General features: G+C 66.5%; 13 protein-coding genes. 8 read left to right on the plus strand and 5 right to left on the minus strand.

All coding sequences use genetic code 11. The features are described 5' to 3' along the window. From MT490_RS07560 to MT490_RS07580, 5 genes are all read right to left on the minus strand, one after another. A partial coding sequence (locus tag MT490_RS07560) for a hypothetical protein (protein ID WP_297385704.1) occupies positions 1–3,923 on the minus strand: 3,923 nt, incomplete at its 3' end. A 480-nt stretch (positions 3,924–4,403) separates the two neighbouring features. Continuing rightward, on the minus strand, positions 4,404–5,213 hold the full coding sequence (locus tag MT490_RS07565) for a nuclear transport factor 2 family protein (RefSeq protein ID WP_297385706.1): 810 nt from the start codon (positions 5,211–5,213) through the stop codon (positions 4,404–4,406). 120 nt (positions 5,214–5,333) lie between these two features. After that, positions 5,334–6,116: a response regulator transcription factor gene (locus MT490_RS07570; protein WP_297385708.1), complete on the minus strand. Its 783-nt coding sequence runs from the start codon at positions 6,114–6,116 to the stop codon at positions 5,334–5,336. Beyond that, the gene (locus MT490_RS07575; protein WP_297385710.1) at positions 6,116–7,213 is read right to left on the minus strand and encodes a histidine kinase; all 1,098 of its coding nucleotides are present in this window, start codon (positions 7,211–7,213) and stop codon (positions 6,116–6,118) included. Before MT490_RS07575 ends, MT490_RS07570 begins: the two co-directional genes overlap by 1 nt. Before the next feature lie 115 nt (positions 7,214–7,328). Further along, positions 7,329–8,099 (minus strand): FadR/GntR family transcriptional regulator, encoded by a 771-nt coding sequence (locus tag MT490_RS07580; RefSeq protein WP_297385712.1) that lies wholly within the window; start codon positions 8,097–8,099, stop codon positions 7,329–7,331. 85 nt (positions 8,100–8,184) lie between these two features. On the opposite strand from MT490_RS07580, the gene manD reads away from it, so the two are divergent. The 8 genes from manD to MT490_RS07620 form a co-directional block, all read left to right on the plus strand. After that, entirely contained in the window at positions 8,185–9,396 is a 1,212-nt protein-coding gene (gene manD / locus MT490_RS07585; protein ID WP_297385714.1) for a D-mannonate dehydratase ManD, read from the plus strand. A 265-nt stretch (positions 9,397–9,661) separates the two neighbouring features. Next, a complete protein-coding gene (locus tag MT490_RS07590) occupies positions 9,662–10,276 on the plus strand; it encodes a hypothetical protein (protein ID WP_297385715.1) in 615 nt (204 codons plus the stop codon). A 39-nt stretch (positions 10,277–10,315) separates the two neighbouring features. Continuing rightward, positions 10,316–11,161, plus strand: a complete 846-nt coding sequence (locus tag MT490_RS07595; protein WP_297385716.1) for a MoxR family ATPase — start codon at positions 10,316–10,318, stop codon at positions 11,159–11,161. Next, complete coding sequence (locus MT490_RS07600; protein ID WP_297385718.1) at positions 11,158–11,586, plus strand: GFA family protein; 429 nt, start codon at positions 11,158–11,160, stop codon at positions 11,584–11,586. The genes MT490_RS07595 and MT490_RS07600 overlap by 4 nt, the downstream gene beginning before the upstream one ends. 2 nt (positions 11,587–11,588) lie before the next feature. After that, positions 11,589–12,440, plus strand: coding sequence for a DUF817 domain-containing protein (locus MT490_RS07605; protein WP_297385720.1), 852 nt, complete (start codon positions 11,589–11,591; stop codon positions 12,438–12,440). A 61-nt stretch (positions 12,441–12,501) separates the two neighbouring features. After that, positions 12,502–13,080 (plus strand): CHAP domain-containing protein, encoded by a 579-nt coding sequence (locus tag MT490_RS07610; RefSeq protein WP_297385721.1) that lies wholly within the window; start codon positions 12,502–12,504, stop codon positions 13,078–13,080. A 35-nt stretch (positions 13,081–13,115) separates the two neighbouring features. After that, positions 13,116–14,513, plus strand: a complete 1,398-nt coding sequence (locus tag MT490_RS07615) for a hypothetical protein (RefSeq protein ID WP_297385722.1) — start codon at positions 13,116–13,118, stop codon at positions 14,511–14,513. Between the two features lie 9 nt (positions 14,514–14,522). Further along, positions 14,523–15,453 (plus strand): VWA domain-containing protein (locus MT490_RS07620; protein WP_297385725.1); only part of this gene is annotated, 931 nt, incomplete at its 3' end.

The raw sequence follows: 15,453 nt of genomic DNA on the forward strand, positions 1-15,453 counted from the left end.
CCGTCGCCGCCGTCGACCGGGCTCGTCACCGTGCCGTTGCCCTCGAGCGTCAGCCGGTTGTCGCCCCCGCCGAAGTTGACGCCGTTCGCCGAGGCGAGCGACGCGCCGTCGCCGATGCTGAGATTGCCTTCCACCTCGACCGATTCGAAGCGATAGGCCTCGCCGTCGAGCGCGAGCGTCCCCGCCCCGCCCGCGACCAGCTTCTCGAACGACGTGACCTGCCCCGCGACGATCGTGCGGCTGTGGGCCGCACCGGTGTTGATCTCGAGCGTGTCGGTGCCGTCCCCGCCATTGGCGCTGCCTTGGAAGACCGCGCCGGTATCGACGATGAAGCGATTGTCCGATCCGTCGAAGTTGATCCGCTGTCCGGCGCCCAAGGTGCCCATCAGCGTCAACGGCGAGACGCCAGCCACATCGACGATCTCGAAATTGAACAGGTCGTTGATCGACGAAGCGCCGGTCAGGTTGAGCTTGAGCGTGTCGGTGCCGTCGCCGCCGTCGAGCGCACCCGTGAGCCTGCCGTTCAGCTGGAGCCCGAGCGTATCGTCGCCCCCCGCCAGAGAGACGCCGCCCGCGAAATCGGCATCGCTGATCGTGACGGTCTGCGCACTGTCGTCGCCGGTGATGCGGCCGACCGTACCCGTGCCGTCCGCCAGCGTCAGATTGGCATTCTCGTACAGCTCGATCGTGTCGTAGCTCTGGTTGAGCGCGAGGCTCAGCGTGCCGGGGCCATAGGCGCCGAACGATTCGAAGTTGGTGAATCCTCCGGGGATCGAGCCGCTATTGCCGTTGAGGCGGAAAACGAAGGTGTCGGTGCCGTCGCCGCCGTCGATCGATCCGGTGACGATCCCGCCGCCCCGCGCCTCGTAGCGGTCGTTGCCGGCGCCGAGATCGACATCGCCGTTGACCGTGCCCGAATTGGTGACGGCGTCGTTGCCGAAGCCCAAGTTGACGTCGAAACCCACCGTGCCGCTATTGTTGAGCACATCGTCGCCAGCGCCGAGCGATACGCCGCCTTCGATCGTTCCCGCGTTGTTGACGATCTCTTGTGTCGAGATATCGATGTTGCCCGCCAAGGTATCGCCGGTCGCGCCCGAGGCGGAACGGACGGTGTCACCCTGATCGATATAGACGGTCAGGTTGTTCAACCGCATCCAGATGCGGTCGGTGTCGCCGAAAATGGAGACCCTTCCGGCGCCGGCGCTTCCCGCGAGCGTCGTAAGAGAGTCAAATTTCTTGAACTGGCTTAAATTTATCCTCTTGTCGTCTGAGCCAGTCAGGTCGACTTCAATCCGGCTGCGAAGAGCGCCGCCGTCGATGGTGCCGTTGATCACGCTGCCCGAACCGACAACGAAGGCATTCACTCCGCCGCCCATAAGGACGTCGCCGTCGAGACGGCCGTAGTTGCGGAAGATATCGTCATGATCGCCCAGATCGACGCTGCCGATGATGCTCCCGCGATTGGTGATCGAATCGACCGAGTTGTTGGTATGGATCGCGCCGGCGATCGTGCGCGCGCCGTCGGCGAGCAACTGCGCCGTGAGTAGATAGGCGTCGTCGACCAGCGTGTAGCCGGCACCGCCCCGGATCGTGCCCCGATTGACGAGCGTGAACGCCGAGGTCGTGTTCTGACCGCCATCGACGCCGACCGCCACGCCCTCGGCGCCGACCTCGATCGCGCCCTCGTTGACGAGCGAACCCTCACCGCCGTTGGCGGGACGCGCGAAGTCGAACAGCACGCCATAGCCGATGCGCAAGAATTCGCTGTCGCCGATTGCTCCCGAACCACCGCTGATCGTGCCCCGGTTCGTAAGCGTTGCCATGCCGCGCGGAGCAAGGCCGTCATTGCCCGCGGCGAGACGCACGCCGCCGCCCGCGGCATTGGTGCCGCGGATGATGCTCCCGTTCACCAGTTCGATGTTCGAACCGCGCATCTCCAGCCCCGAGAAGCCGCGCCCGGTCGCCTCGATCGTGCCGCTATTGACCGCATGCATCCGATAGTTCTTGCCGAGCTCGCGCTGGAGGCGCGTCTCCGCGGAGAAGGCATATTGCTCGTCGTCCTCGGTGCGCCGGATATCGCCGGTGTGACGGATCGTGCCCGAATTGACGATGTCGGCGAGGAGTTCCTCGGTCGCCTGGTTGTGGAACCACAGGACCGCGCCGGAATCACGGCGAGACGACGTTTCGATCAGTCCGGTGTTGGTGAATTTGAACGTCGGCCCGCGGGCCATGTCGCCGTTATCGATCTGGACTGCCACGCGTCCCTGCGAGCGGATATCACTTTCGTTCAGGAAACTGGAGAGATTCTTGCCCCACACGCCATAGTCGAGCCGCGAGGTGATGGCGCCGCGATTGATGAAATCCATGCCTTCGGCGATGCCGCGGATCTGCCGCGACCACACGCCATAGCCATCGGTCGTGATGTTGGCCGTGTTCACCACGCTGCCGTCGCCGACCAGCATCAGGCCCGCGTCGAGCGGATCCCCGGCCGCGGCCACGGTCACCATGGTGTTCGCGCCGCTCGCCTCGATGCCGTGCATCTCGAAGCCGCTGTTGTTGCCCTGGTTGAGGATGTTGTTGTTCAGATTGTGCGTCGCGCTGGCACTGAACGATTTGCCATAGCCGTCGACGCCGTCTTCGCCGCCGATCGCCCCGGTCACGCCATTATCTGCCTCGGTGTACAGGAACATCCCGTGCCCGCTTCCGAGCAAGACGTCTCCGGTGATCTTGCCCGAGTTCACCAGCACGTCGGTTCCGATGTGGAGGCTGCGATAGGCAATGCGGTCGCCCCCTTCCATCCCGCCCACGATCTCGCCGGTCTGGCTCCCCGACACCTTGAATTTCGTGATGACGTTCCGCGTCACCAGCGTCTCGCCGGTGTTGTAAATGGTCGGTCCGGTCGTTGCGCTCAGCAAGCCCGCATTTTCGATATAATTGACCTCGCCCTGCGCATGAACCGCGGCGCCGCTGCCATAGATCCTGCCGAGGCCGCCACTGACGATGTCGTTTCCGTCCTTGTTTTCCTCGAAGATGTTGTAGAGTTGGCCGTCCTGCAGCGTGACGCCAACCCCGCTGCTGAGCCCACCGCCGGACTGGCCGCCGATGCTCATCCGGGCCTTGTTGGTCACACGGCCGCTGCTCTCGATCAGCGTGGTAGCGCTCTCATCGTCCGAACCCACCCAACTATTGGCCTCGATGACAATGTGCGCGCCGCCGCCCTTGATGCCGACACCGCTCCCATAGCGTAGCTGCGTGCCCATCAGCCGCATCGAACTGGCGTTGCTGACATCGACCAGGCCGCCGGCCCCGACGGCGCCGCCACCAACGCTGCCCTGGATCTCAAGATCGAGCCTCGCATCGCCGCTTGCGGTAGAAGTCTCGCCTTCGACATAGATGGCTTGCTGGGCGCCATCCGGCTGGTCGCCCGCCCCCAACGAGAAGTCGATGACGATCTTGCCATCGCCGGCGAGCCGCAAGGGCCCGAAACGCAGGCTGGTATATTCGCTGGTAGGTGGCGTCCGCGTCGAGCGAGAGGTGTTCCGCAGCGTCAGGGCGGTGTCGTTACCGGACGCTTCGTAAACGGTGCCGCCGGAGAAGGGCGCCCCGTCGGCGGTCACATATTGCCGCGTGGCAGGGTTCGAACGCTGACCCTGATAGACCACGTCGTGCGCCGTCGTGCCGGTTGCACGCAACCAGGTCGTGTCGTTGCCGCCGGCGTTGGTGACCGGGCCAGTGACCAATCCGCTCAGGTCGAGCACCCCGGTGTCGCCATTGACGCGCGAGATATCGACGACAAGCCGATCATCGCCCGTGCCCAGCGCGACCGGGGTCGGCGTGCGCCCTTCCTCCAGCACCACGGTCTCGCCGGTCTGGGCATGCGCGGCCGAGGCCATCGCCATGGGCAGCAGCGCCGAACCGAGCATCAACGCGGTGCGCCCCGAGATACGGCGGCGAACATGGGAATGGGTGGAACGACTCTTACGAAGGAAGACGCTGGTCACTGGAAAAGCCCCTTTTCCTGATTTCGGTTCGGGACGTGCGGACGCACGTTCGATTCGGGGGCTAGTGCTGCGCTGCGGGAGGCTCCGGCTTTTTGCGACCGGCACGGACACGGGGTCGATGAAACTAAATAAAAAAGGTAACGAAATAAACAATCAACCCTAGAGTCAAAGAACATGTCGCATCAAAACGAAGTTGGGGCGGCCCTCGGGAGAAGGGCCGCCCCGCCGCATTCTAGAGCGAGGAAGAACTAGAAGCGGAAGCTTTGTCGGGTGCAGAAGGTTCGGAGCGTTATTCGGAATGCTTCATGCCTGACTTCGGTTGTTTGTGCATGATCCGGTGGATTGCCCAGTTCCTTTGCGTCGAACACGGCGGTTGCGTCGACGGAGATGCCCGGCGCCCGTTCAGGTCAACTGGTCGATGAGCAAGCGCCACCCGGCCGCCTCGCGGCGCCAGATTCGCACATAATGAGCACCGGGCCTGCCCGCGCCGCGCCTCAGCCGGCCATAGCTGGCGGCAAGGTCGCCCGCCGCCGATATGCGCATGCCGAGCCGCTCGGCCCCCACGAAACCCGTTAGGCCCGGCAGCAGTCGCGCCGCTTCCGCGCGCACCATCACGCCGTGGCGTGGGCGCAGCACATGCCCCTCCTCCGCAAGCGCGTCGACCAGCGCCCCCCAGTCGCCGCCGGCGATCGCCGCGTTGAGCCCGTCCTCGGCGGCGGCCAGTTCGGACCCCGCCGTCCCGTGCCGCGCCGCGGGCAATCCCGCGTCCAGTCGCCGGACCGTGACCGGAAATATCGTCGGCCGCGTCTCCGCGACCGGCGGCAGCCCGTGATCGAGATACCAACGCCATTTCCCGTCGCCGTCGCGCTGCCATACCGTCAGGAACTGGCCATGCAGCGCCGTCCCCGCGCGCGTCATGCGATAGGGCCCAGTCGTGAAGCCCAGGTCGTTCGAACGCGACACCGCGGCGATCGCCGGCTGCCATTCGAGCCGCAGCGTGGGATCGTCCACCTCCTGCGCGAGCTGGACCAGCGCCGGCCTCGGGTCGGGGCGCAACAGGATGCTGTCGGAAGCGGCATGCGCGCGAAACGCCGGGTTGATCCCGATGCGCGCGGCATCCGCCGCGAAGTCGCGCTCGGCGGCGACGAGGCTGGCCAACGGGTCGTCGGCGGGCTTGCCCTGTCCAACGGGCGACGCACCGAGCGCGAACATGGATGCGGCGAATCCCGTCAGGAGGCGCGCGGAACTGCGAAGGATCATCCGCTTATTGGGCGCAGGACATCGGGAGGGCGAACCAGGTTGCGACCGGAGCGGTCGCGCCTGCGACCAAGCCTATAGGCGCAGGGCGCGGACGACCTGGTCTTGGTAATTGGGGCCGACCTGGAGGTTGGCGCCGTCGCTGAGCACCAGCCGCAGGCTTCCCTTTCCGGGCCGCTCGATCCCGGTCACCGCGCCGATGCGGACCATGTGCGAGCGATGGATGCGAACCATCACGCGCGGGTCCAGCCGACGCTCGAGCTCGGTCATCTTGGCGCGCAGGATGTAGCTCTTGATCGGCGTGTTGAGCAGCACATAGTCGCGCGCCGCCTCGATCCGGTCGATCGAATCCACCGGCACGCGCACCGATCCCTGGCGGCACGGCACCCAGATGCCGTTGTCATAGGCCTGATCGTGCTCCGCCTCCGCTCCGTCGTCCTCGCGCAGCGCCGCGACCACCGCACCCAGTTCCGCGGCGCGCCCGTCGGCGTCGATCAGTTCGCGGCGGCGACGGACGCGCTCGATCGCGATGCGCAGCCGGTCGAAGCTCACCGGCTTGAGCAGATAATCCGCGGCCTCGACCTCGAACGCCTCGATCGCGAAACGGTTGAACGCGGTGATGAACACGATCTCGGGGCGGTTCGGCGCCTGGGCGAGCGACTGCGCCAGTTCCATGCCGGAAAGCCCCGGCATCTGCACGTCGAGGAAAACAAGCTCGGGCCCGAGAGCCGCAATCTTCTCGCCGGCCTCGATGCCGTCGGCGGCGGTACCGATTACCTCGACCGTTGGGATCGTCGCGAGGGCGACCCGCATCCGCTCGATGGCCAGCGGCTCGTCGTCCACGAGCAGGACGCGCATCATTCGGCTGCCTGCTCGACGCGCGCGTAGCGCAGCGGCAGCGCCAGGCTCACCACGAAGCCCTGGCCGCTCGCCCGCGCAGCCATGCTCCCCTGGGCTCCGTAGAAGGCGGCGAGGCGTCTGCGCACATTGTCGAGCCCGACCCCCGTTCCGGCGAACGGCGCGATGCCGGGGCCCTGGCGTCCACTATCCTCGACTACGAGCAGCAGCATGCCCTGCGCGGCGCTCGCACGCACCGACAACGTCACCGGCCGCCGCGAAGGCGCGACGGCATATTTGATCGAGTTCTCGACCAGGGGCTGCAGCAGGAAGCTCGGCACATAGGCATTGAGCAGTTCCGCCGGGCAATCGAACTCGGCCTGCAATCGATCCGAGAACCGCACCGCCTCGATCTCGAGATAGGATTGCGTGTTGGTCAATTCCTCGTCGAGCGTCACTTCGGCATCGGGGTCGGCCTCGAGCGAGAGGCGCAGGAATTCCGAGAGCTTCATTGTCATCCGTTCGGCCTCGTCGTTTCGGCGCGTGACGATCAGCGACGAGATCGCGTTGAGGGTGTTGAACAGGAAATGCGGGTTGAGCTGGAAGCGCAGCGCGGCGAGCTGCGCCTGCTGCGCGGCGTTGCGCGCCTCGGCGAGCCGCCGCTCGCTGTCGCGCACCGTCATCTCGCTCAGCATCAGCCCGAGCGCCATGGCATAGAGGCCGTAGATCAGCACGAAGGGCATCAGCCCGCGATAGAAGAGCTCGATCAACGGCGCAGGCCTGAGGTGCAGTTCCGCCCGAAACCCTCGCATCAGCTGTGCGTCGATGAAGCCGTGCAGCGTCGCGATGCCGATCGCAGCCGCCACTGTGGCCGCGATCATCCACGGCCGAGGAAGCCGGCGCGAAATGCCGATGGCCGCCGCCAGCGCCGCCGAGAAGAACACCCCGATGCCGAAGGTCTCGGCAAGCAGCCGCTTATAGGGAAAGGGAAACGCGACGCCCGACACGAGGTCCTGCGCAGACCACAGCACGAGCGCCGCCGCCCAGAGCAGGGCGGTGAGCAAAGCCGCGATCAGGAACTCGCGGCGCCGGAAGCGTTCGGGGATTGGGCTGCGCACGAAATCCGCCTAGCACAAGCGCCGACTCCCGCCGACCGTCTTCGTCGCGCCCATGTCGACTTTGGTCGATCAGTCGCATCCGAGCGATTGGTCAGGCCATTTCACCCGAGCCGGATCAGGCCGAGCCGATCTCGAGCCGGCGGGCCACGCTGTCGCGCCGCGCGTCGAGCTCGTCGCGCGTGCGTGCCATCGCCTCGAGCTCGGTCGCCTCGAGCAGGTCGTCGACCACGCCGCGCAGATGGCGCCGCATCGCGCTCCGTGCGGCATGCGGGTCGCGCGTCCTCAGCGCGGCGACGATCGGCCGATGCTCCTCGACGCGCGGGGTGATGCCGCCGCGCTTCGCCCGCGCGAACATATTGGCGGCCAAGGGCGAGCGGATGCGCAGGTCCCACAGATACTCGATCACGCTGCGGATCGCGGCATTGCCCGTGGCGCTCGCGATCGCGACGTGGAATCGATGATCGGCGTCCATCACCGAAGGCTCTCCCGAATCCTCGGCCGCCATCGCCGCCAGCAGTGCGTCGAGCTCGTCGAGCTGCTCGTCGGTGATCGAGACCGCCGCCAGCGCGGCCGCCTCCCCCTCGAACAGGATGCGGGCCTCGGTCAGGTCGAAGGCGCCGACATCGAAATTGAGCGCCTCCTCGCGTTGGCCGGTGCCATGGTCGCGCCGCGTGACATAGAGGCCCGAGCCGTGCCGGGCCTCGATCCATCCTTTCATCTCGAGCGCGATCATCGCTTCGCGGATCGTCGGCCGGCTGACCTTATACTCCTCGGCAAGGTCGCGCTCGCCGGGCAGCCGCGAACCGGGCGCCCAACGCCCAGCCTCGATCGCGCTCGTGATCGAAGCCGCCACGCGCTGGTACAGCTTGTTGCCCGTGATCTTCATAGCGTCCTCACTGCGATACCCTAGGTTGACAGGAGACCCGTCACAAGGGAATATTGGCCTGACCACTTCTAAGGAATGCTTACCTTTGGCTCGCATCACTTCCGCGCGCGTGATCGTCACGTGCCCCGGCCGCAATTTCGTGACGCTCAAGATCGAGACCGACGAAGGCGTGTACGGGATCGGCGACGCGACGCTCAACGGCCGCGAACTGGCGGTTGCCAGCTATCTCGAGGATCATGTCATTCCCTGCCTGATCGGCCGGGACGCGCACCGTATCGAGGATATCTGGCAGTATCTGTACAAGGGCGCGTACTGGCGCCGCGGCCCGGTGACGATGAGCGCGATCGCCGCGGTCGACATGGCCCTGTGGGACATCAAGGGCAAGCTCGCCGGCCTGCCGGTCTACCAGCTGCTCGGCGGCGCGGCGCGCGAGGGCTGCATGGTCTATGGTCATGCCAATGGTAGCGATATCGCCGAGACGATCGAGCGCGCGCACGAATATCTCGAGCAGGGCTACAAGGCCGTACGCCTCCAGTCGGGCGTGCCGGGTCTCGCCGCCACCTATGGCGTGTCGGGCGAGCGCTTCTATTACGAGCCCGCCAAGGGTTCGCTCCCCGACGAGACGCTCTGGTCGACCTCCAAGTATATGCGTCACGTGCCCGAGCTGTTCGCAAGGGGACGCGACGCGCTCGGCTGGGATATCCATCTGCTCCATGACGTCCATCACCGCCTGACCCCGATCGAGGCGGGCCGGCTCGGCAAGGATCTCGAGCCCTACCGGCTGTTCTGGCTCGAGGATGCGACGCCGGCCGAGAACCAGGCCGGCTTCCGCCTGATTCGCCAGCACACCACCACGCCGCTCGCGGTCGGCGAGATCTTCAGCTCGGTGTGGGACGCCAAGCAGCTCATCGAGGAGCAACTGATCGACTATATCCGCGCCACGGTGGTCCATGCCGGCGGCATCACCCATCTGCGCCGCATCGCCGCGCTCGCCGATCTCTATCAGGTGCGCACCGGCTGCCACGGCGCGACCGACCTGTCGCCGGTGAGCATGGCCGCCGCGCTCAACTTCGGCCTGTCGGTGCCCAATTTCGGCATCCAGGAATATATGCGCCACACCGCCGAGACCGACGAAGTCTTCCCGCACGCCTATTCGCTGTCGAACGGCCTGATGCATCCGGGCGACAAGCCGGGTCTCGGGGTCGATATCGACGAAGCGTTGGCCGCGAAATACGAGTATAAGCGCGCCTATCTTCCCGTGAACCGGCTCGAAGACGGGACGATGTGGAGCTGGTGAAATCTTCCGGGCTCCTGCAAAAGCAGTAGCCCGGAGCCGCGCAGTACTTCGCTGTCCTGGGCTACTGCTTGTACGGAAGCCCTGTCCTCCGAACGATCCACAACTCCCCACCAAAGAGTAAACTCGGCATCAACCACGTATTTACGTGCTTCGGTATAACCCTGAGTTGCATAGAGGGGCACCGGCATCGCCGGCATCTCAGCTTTGGGGGCTTATGCCGTTCGATACCGCACAGATCGCCCGTCTTGGTGGCACTTGGGGAGCGATGGGATCGCTCGTCGCTTCCGATGGCAGCGCGAACCACCCCTATCTCCAGCGTCTCGCCGAGAATCTGGAGCCGCTGCGCGACCTTGCGGACGCCGCCCATTTCATCTGCGTGCTCCACGGCCGCCATCCCGGCGTGATCGACTATGCGCTCGACCATGCCCGCGTCTCGTTGGAGCGTGACTGGCTCGAGGCTGCGGCGAGCGCCTTCGCCACCGAACGCGCCTATCTCGTCCGCATCGTCGCCGCCGCCGGCCCGCTGCCGAGCACGCCCGGCCATGCCGAATCCGAAGCCGCCGCGCACGCGCAGCACCACGCGCTCGACATGCTCGCCCAGTCCGACCGCGCGGGTTGCGCCGCCGGCGCCGCGCTTGCGCTGGCGATCGACTGGGCGACGATCCGCGAGGTCCTCGACGCCGTCGCCATCCGTCTGGGGCTGAGCGTACCGGCCTCGACGCTCCCGCTCGCCGAGGAGACCGTCAGCGTCGTCGATGCGCTCGCCCGCGAAGCCGCGATGGAGCGCGCGATGTTGTTCGGCGCGCAACAGGTCTTCGCCCAGCATCGCGGCCTCTGGGACCTGCTCGAAGCCCGCACGAGCGCCCGCAACCGCGCCTGAGCTTGCGTCCAGGGGCCCTGCCCCTTTACGACGCTATCCATGCGCTTCGAAGGTACCCAAAGCTATGTCGCGACGGAGGACCTCAAGGTCGCCGTCAATGCGGCCGTCACCCTCCGCCGTCCTTTGCTCGTCAAGGGCGAACCCGGCACCGGCAAGACCGTCCTCGCCTATGAGATCGCCAAGGCGGTGAACGCTCCGCTCATCGAGTGGAACGTCAAGTCGACCACCAAGGCGCAGCAGGGCCTCTACGAATATGATGCGGTGGCGCGTCTCCGCGACGGCCAGCTCGGCGACGAGCGCGTCCACGACATCGCCAATTACATCCGCAAGGGAAAGCTCTGGGAGGCGTTCACCGCGCCGCAGGTCCCCGTCCTGCTGATCGACGAGATCGACAAGGCCGACATCGAGTTCCCCAACGATCTCCTCCAGGAGCTCGATCGCATGGAATTCCATGTCTACGAGACCAAGGAGACGATCCGCGCCGCCGAGCGCCCGATCGTGGTGATCACCTCGAACAACGAGAAGGAACTGCCCGACGCCTTCCTGCGCCGCTGCTTCTTCCACTATATCAAGTTCCCCGATCGCGAGACGATGCAGGCCATCATCGACGTCCACTTCCCCGGCATCCAGAAGATCCTGGTCTCGAAGGCGATGGATATCTTCTACGACATCCGCGAAGTCCCCGGCCTCAAGAAGAAGCCCTCGACCAGCGAGTTGCTCGACTGGCTCAAGCTGCTGCTCCACGAGGAGATGCCGCTCGACGTGCTCCAGTCGAAGGATCCGAGCAAGGCGATCCCGCCGCTCCACGGCGCGCTGCTCAAGAACGAGCAGGACGTGATGCTGTTCGAACGCCTCGCCTTCATGAGCCGGAGGCAGAGCAAGTGAGCCGCTACACCGGGCGCTGCGCCTGCGGCGCGGTCACCGCCACGATCGAGGGTGAAGCGTTCGCCGTGCGCCAATGCTGGTGCCGCCAATGCCAGCAGATCGCCGCCGGCTCGCCGACCGCCAACGCGATGTTCGCCACCGACGCGGTCGCGCTGCAGGGGGAACTCGCCAGCACCAGCTACACCGCGGCGAGCGGCAACACGCTGACCCAGAGCTTCTGCGGCAAGTGCGGCACGCATGTGATGGGCCAGTCCTCGGCGCGCCCCCAGTTCCGCACGATCCGCCTCGGCTTCATCGACACACCCAACGACCTCGCCCCCCAGGTCGCGATCTGGACCGACGACGCCCCCGCCTGGGCCGTGATCGACCCCGCGCTCGAACGCTTCCCGCGCCAGCCCCCGCCCCCGCCCGCCGCCAAGGCCTGAGCTTGCACGAGCCGAGGACCCGCGGCGCCACCCGCTTCGCGCGCGTCCGGGCGCAGCTCGAGGCGTTCTCGCCGCGGCCCGGCTGGCGCGCCTGGACCTACGAATTCCTGCTGTTCGGCTTCAAGCAGGGCTGGGCCTGCCTGTTCGGGGCGCTGCTGCTCGTGCTGCTGCTCGGCACCCATTATCTCTATCCGGCGAACGCACCGCTCGCGCGCTACGATTTCCTCGTCCTCGGCGCGGTGCTGATCCAGATCGGCATGCTCGCCTTCCGGCTCGAGAATCTCGAAGAGGCGAAGGTAATCTTCGCCTTCCATGTCGTCGGCACGGTGATGGAGCTGTTCAAGACGGCGCACGGCTCGTGGCTCTATCCCGAGCCGAACCTGCTGCGGATCGGCGGCGTGCCGCTCTTCTCGGGCTTCATGTACGCCGCGGTCGGCAGCTATATCGCGCGCGTCTGGCGGATCTTTCGCTTCCGCTTCCCGGGCTATCCGCCGCGCTGGACGACATGGGCGCTGGCGGCGGCCATCTATGTCAACTTCTTCGCGCACCACTGGCTGCCCGACATCCGGCTCGGCCTGTTCGCGGCGACCGGCCTGCTCTTCTGGCGCACCCGCGTGTGCTTCACCGTCTGGCGCGCGGAGCGCTGGATGCCCCTGCTGCTCGGCTGGCTGCTCGTCGCGCTGTTCATCTGGCTCGCCGAGAATCTGGGCACCTTCTCGCGCGCCTGGATGTATCCGGGGCAGGAGGATGGCTGGGAACTGGTCTCGCCCGCCAAGCTCGGCGCCTGGTATCTGCTGATGATCATCTCGTTCGTGCTGGTCGAGGCGGTGCACGGACGCCGGAAACAGGGTTAACGCATTTTTAACCGGTTCCCGATACCTCGCGCTTGGGGGGTATCTGTATCGGTACCCGAGTATGCGTCGTTGCTTCGCGTTTCCGCTCCTGCTTGTGCTTGCCGCCGCTTTCACGGCCGTGCCCGCGCAGGCGCAATCCTTGCTCGAATATGTCGGCCAATGCGTGCCCTTCGCCCGCGCGGCGTCGGGGATCCAGATCTATGGTGACGCCTGGACCTGGTGGGACCAGGCCGACGGCCGCTACCAGCGCGGATCGAAGCCGCGCGTCGGCGCCGTCCTAGCCTTCGCCAGAAGTGACAGGCTCCGCCTCGGCCATGTCGCGGTGGTCAGCCGCATCGTCGACAAGCGCGTGCTGATGGTTACCCATGCCAATTGGTCGCGCTTCAACGGCGCGCGCGGCCATGCCGAGCAGGACGTCACCTTGTTCGACGTCTCGCCGCGCGGCGACTGGAGCCTGGTCAAGGTCTGGTACCGCGACACCAACGGTCTCGGCAGTTCGGTCTATCCGGCGCACGGCTTCATCTACGGCACCCCCGATCCCGCCGCGGGCAAAGCCGTCCGCCCCGCCCGCGCCTCGTCCGAGCTGAGCGGCGCTCAGCCCGATTATGTCGGCTCGCTGATCGACGCCTATGCCCGCTGACTTGTGCCGCACCCGGCGCTGAAGCATGAAGAGGCATGGCGGGGATCGGGCAGGCCGACAGGCGATTCTGGGGGTGGCTCGGGGCGATCGTCGCGCTCGGGCTGGGGCTGCGGATTGCCGGCGCGCAGGGAGGACTCTGGCTCGACGAGGCCTGGTCCGCGCTCCAGGCGCGTGACGCCGGTACTCCGCTCGGCGTTTTCCTCAACATCAACCACGACAACAACCACCATCTCAATTCACTGTGGCTCCAGTTCGTCGGGTTCGGCGCGCCGCCACCACTGGCCCGCGCGCTGTCGATCGCCAGCGGCACCGCGGCGGTGCTCGTCGCCGGGCTGCTCGGCGCGCGTCGCGCGCCTGGTCTCGGGCTGGTCACTGCACTGCTCTTCGCGGTCTCGCCCGCGATGGTGACGATGGGATCGGAGGCGCGCGGCTATGCGACCATGTCGCTCGCGCTGCTCCTCGCGATCCTCGTCGTCGATCGCTGGCTGGCCGGCGAGGCCTCCGAGCGCGCGCCTCGCCAGCTGGCCTGGTGCTTCTTTCTCGGTGCCTTCGCCCAGCTCACCATGTTCTTCGGCTTCTGCGCGGTCGCCGGCTGGGTGTTCTTCGCGCTGTGGCAGCGCGGTGCGCTGCGCACGGCGATCGTCGGCACGCTCCGGCTGCTCTGGCCCTCGGTGCTCGCGCTCGCACTGGTCGTCGCGGTCATCCTCGGCGCCGCTGCCGCGCGCACCGGCTTCAAGTTCGGCGCCTATGAGCCGTTCACGCTGCTGCAGTTCCTCCACGGCGTCTCGGAGATGTTCGAATATGCGATCGGCTTCCCGATCGTGTCGCTGTGGTGGTTCGCTCTGATCCCCGCGCTGGTCATCGTCGCGCGCGGCTGGGGAGTCCGCCGCATGGCGTTGCACCGACTTGCGATCATCGGCTTCCCGCTGACCCTCGCGCTGCTCCACGCGGGCAATGTCGGCCATCCGCGCTATTATCTGGTCGCGGGCATCGCGCTGCTGGTCCTCGCCGCCGAAATGCTGTGGCTGGGCTTTGTCGCCGGTGGCTGGAAGCGCTGGGCTGCGGGGGGCGCACTCGCGCTGATCCTCACCGGCAGCATTGTCCAGGACGTCGACCTCGCGATCAACCGCCGCGGCGACCCCGCCGCCGCGGTGCGCGCGATGCAGGCGCGCGCGCCGGCGGGCGCACGGATACTCCTCAACCGCGACACGGGCCTCGCGATGCTCGAGGTCGCCGCCGCGCATGCGCGCTATCCGCTCGCCATCACCCTCGACGAATGCCCGCCCGCGCGCTTCCTGCTCATCGATCGCTACAAGGGCGAACAGGAGCCACCGCGGCTCGAACGCTGCGGTGCGCATTATACCCCAATCGCCGAGCGCCGCGCGCACGGCATGTCGGGCACCCACTGGACGCTGTACGAGCGCCAGCCCTAGAAGGGGCGCATGTTCTTCTCCTTCCTCGACGAGCTACGCGCCGCGGGCATCCCGGCGAGCCTCAAGGAGCATCTGATCCTGTTGGAGGCGCTCGACCGCGACGTGATCGAGCGCACCCCCGAAGCCTTCTATTTTCTCGCCCGCGCGACCTTCGTGAAGGACGAGGGCATGCTCGACCGCTTCGATCAGGTCTTCGCCAAGGTCTTCAAGGGGATCGCCACGAGCTACGGCGTCGCTCCCGCCGAGATACCCGAGGAGTGGCTCAAGGCCATCGCCGAGAAATTCCTCACGCCCGAGGAAATGGCCGCGATCGAGTCGCTCGGCTCGTGGGACGAGATCATGGAGACGCTCAAGCAGCGCCTCGCCGAGCAGCATGAGCGCCACCAGGGCGGCAGCAAGTGGATCGGCACCGGCGGCACCTCGCCCTTCGGCAATTCGGGCTACAATCCCGAGGGCGTCCGCATCGGCGGCGAGAGCAGGCACGGCCGCGCGCTCAAGGTCTGGGACCAGCGCGCCTTCAAGAATCTCGACAACACGAAGGAGCTCGGCACCCGCAACATCAAGGTCGCGCTCCGCCGCCTGCGCCGCTTCGCCCGCGAAGGCGCCGCCGACGAGCTCGACATCGACGCGACGATCGAAGGCACCGCGAAGCAGGGCTGGCTCGACGTCCGCATGCGTCCCGAACGGCACAATGCGGTCAAGCTCCTCCTCTTCCTCGACGTCGGTGGCTCGATGGACCCGTTCGTCAAGCTCTGCGAGGAACTGTTCTCGGCCGCCACCAGCGAATTCAAGAACCTCGAATTCTTCTATTTCCACAACTGCCCCTATGAGGGCGTGTGGAAGGACAATCGCCGCCGCTTCACCGAGCGCACGCCGACCTGGGACATCCTCCACAAATACGGCCACGACTATAAACTGATCTTCGTCGGCGACGCCTCCA

It is taken from the genome of Sphingomonas sp., from assembly GCF_026460985.1.
Taxonomy (GTDB): Bacteria; Pseudomonadota; Alphaproteobacteria; order Sphingomonadales; family Sphingomonadaceae; genus Sphingomonas.

Coding starts and splice junctions, on each gene's coding strand:
- MT490_RS07565 (WP_297385706.1), bottom strand. CDS start 5,213: ATGTTCGCGCTCGGTGCGTCGCCCGTTGGACAGGGCAAGCCCGCCGAC.
- MT490_RS07570 (WP_297385708.1), bottom strand. CDS start 6,116: ATGCGCGTCCTGCTCGTGGACGACGAGCCGCTGGCCATCGAGCGGATG.
- MT490_RS07580 (WP_297385712.1), bottom strand. CDS start 8,099: ATGAAGATCACGGGCAACAAGCTGTACCAGCGCGTGGCGGCTTCGATC.
- MT490_RS07590 (WP_297385715.1), top strand. CDS start 9,662: ATGGGATCGCTCGTCGCTTCCGATGGCAGCGCGAACCACCCCTATCTC.
- MT490_RS07595 (WP_297385716.1), top strand. CDS start 10,316: ATGCGCTTCGAAGGTACCCAAAGCTATGTCGCGACGGAGGACCTCAAG.
- MT490_RS07610 (WP_297385721.1), top strand. CDS start 12,502: ATGCGTCGTTGCTTCGCGTTTCCGCTCCTGCTTGTGCTTGCCGCCGCT.
- MT490_RS07615 (WP_297385722.1), top strand. CDS start 13,116: ATGGCGGGGATCGGGCAGGCCGACAGGCGATTCTGGGGGTGGCTCGGG.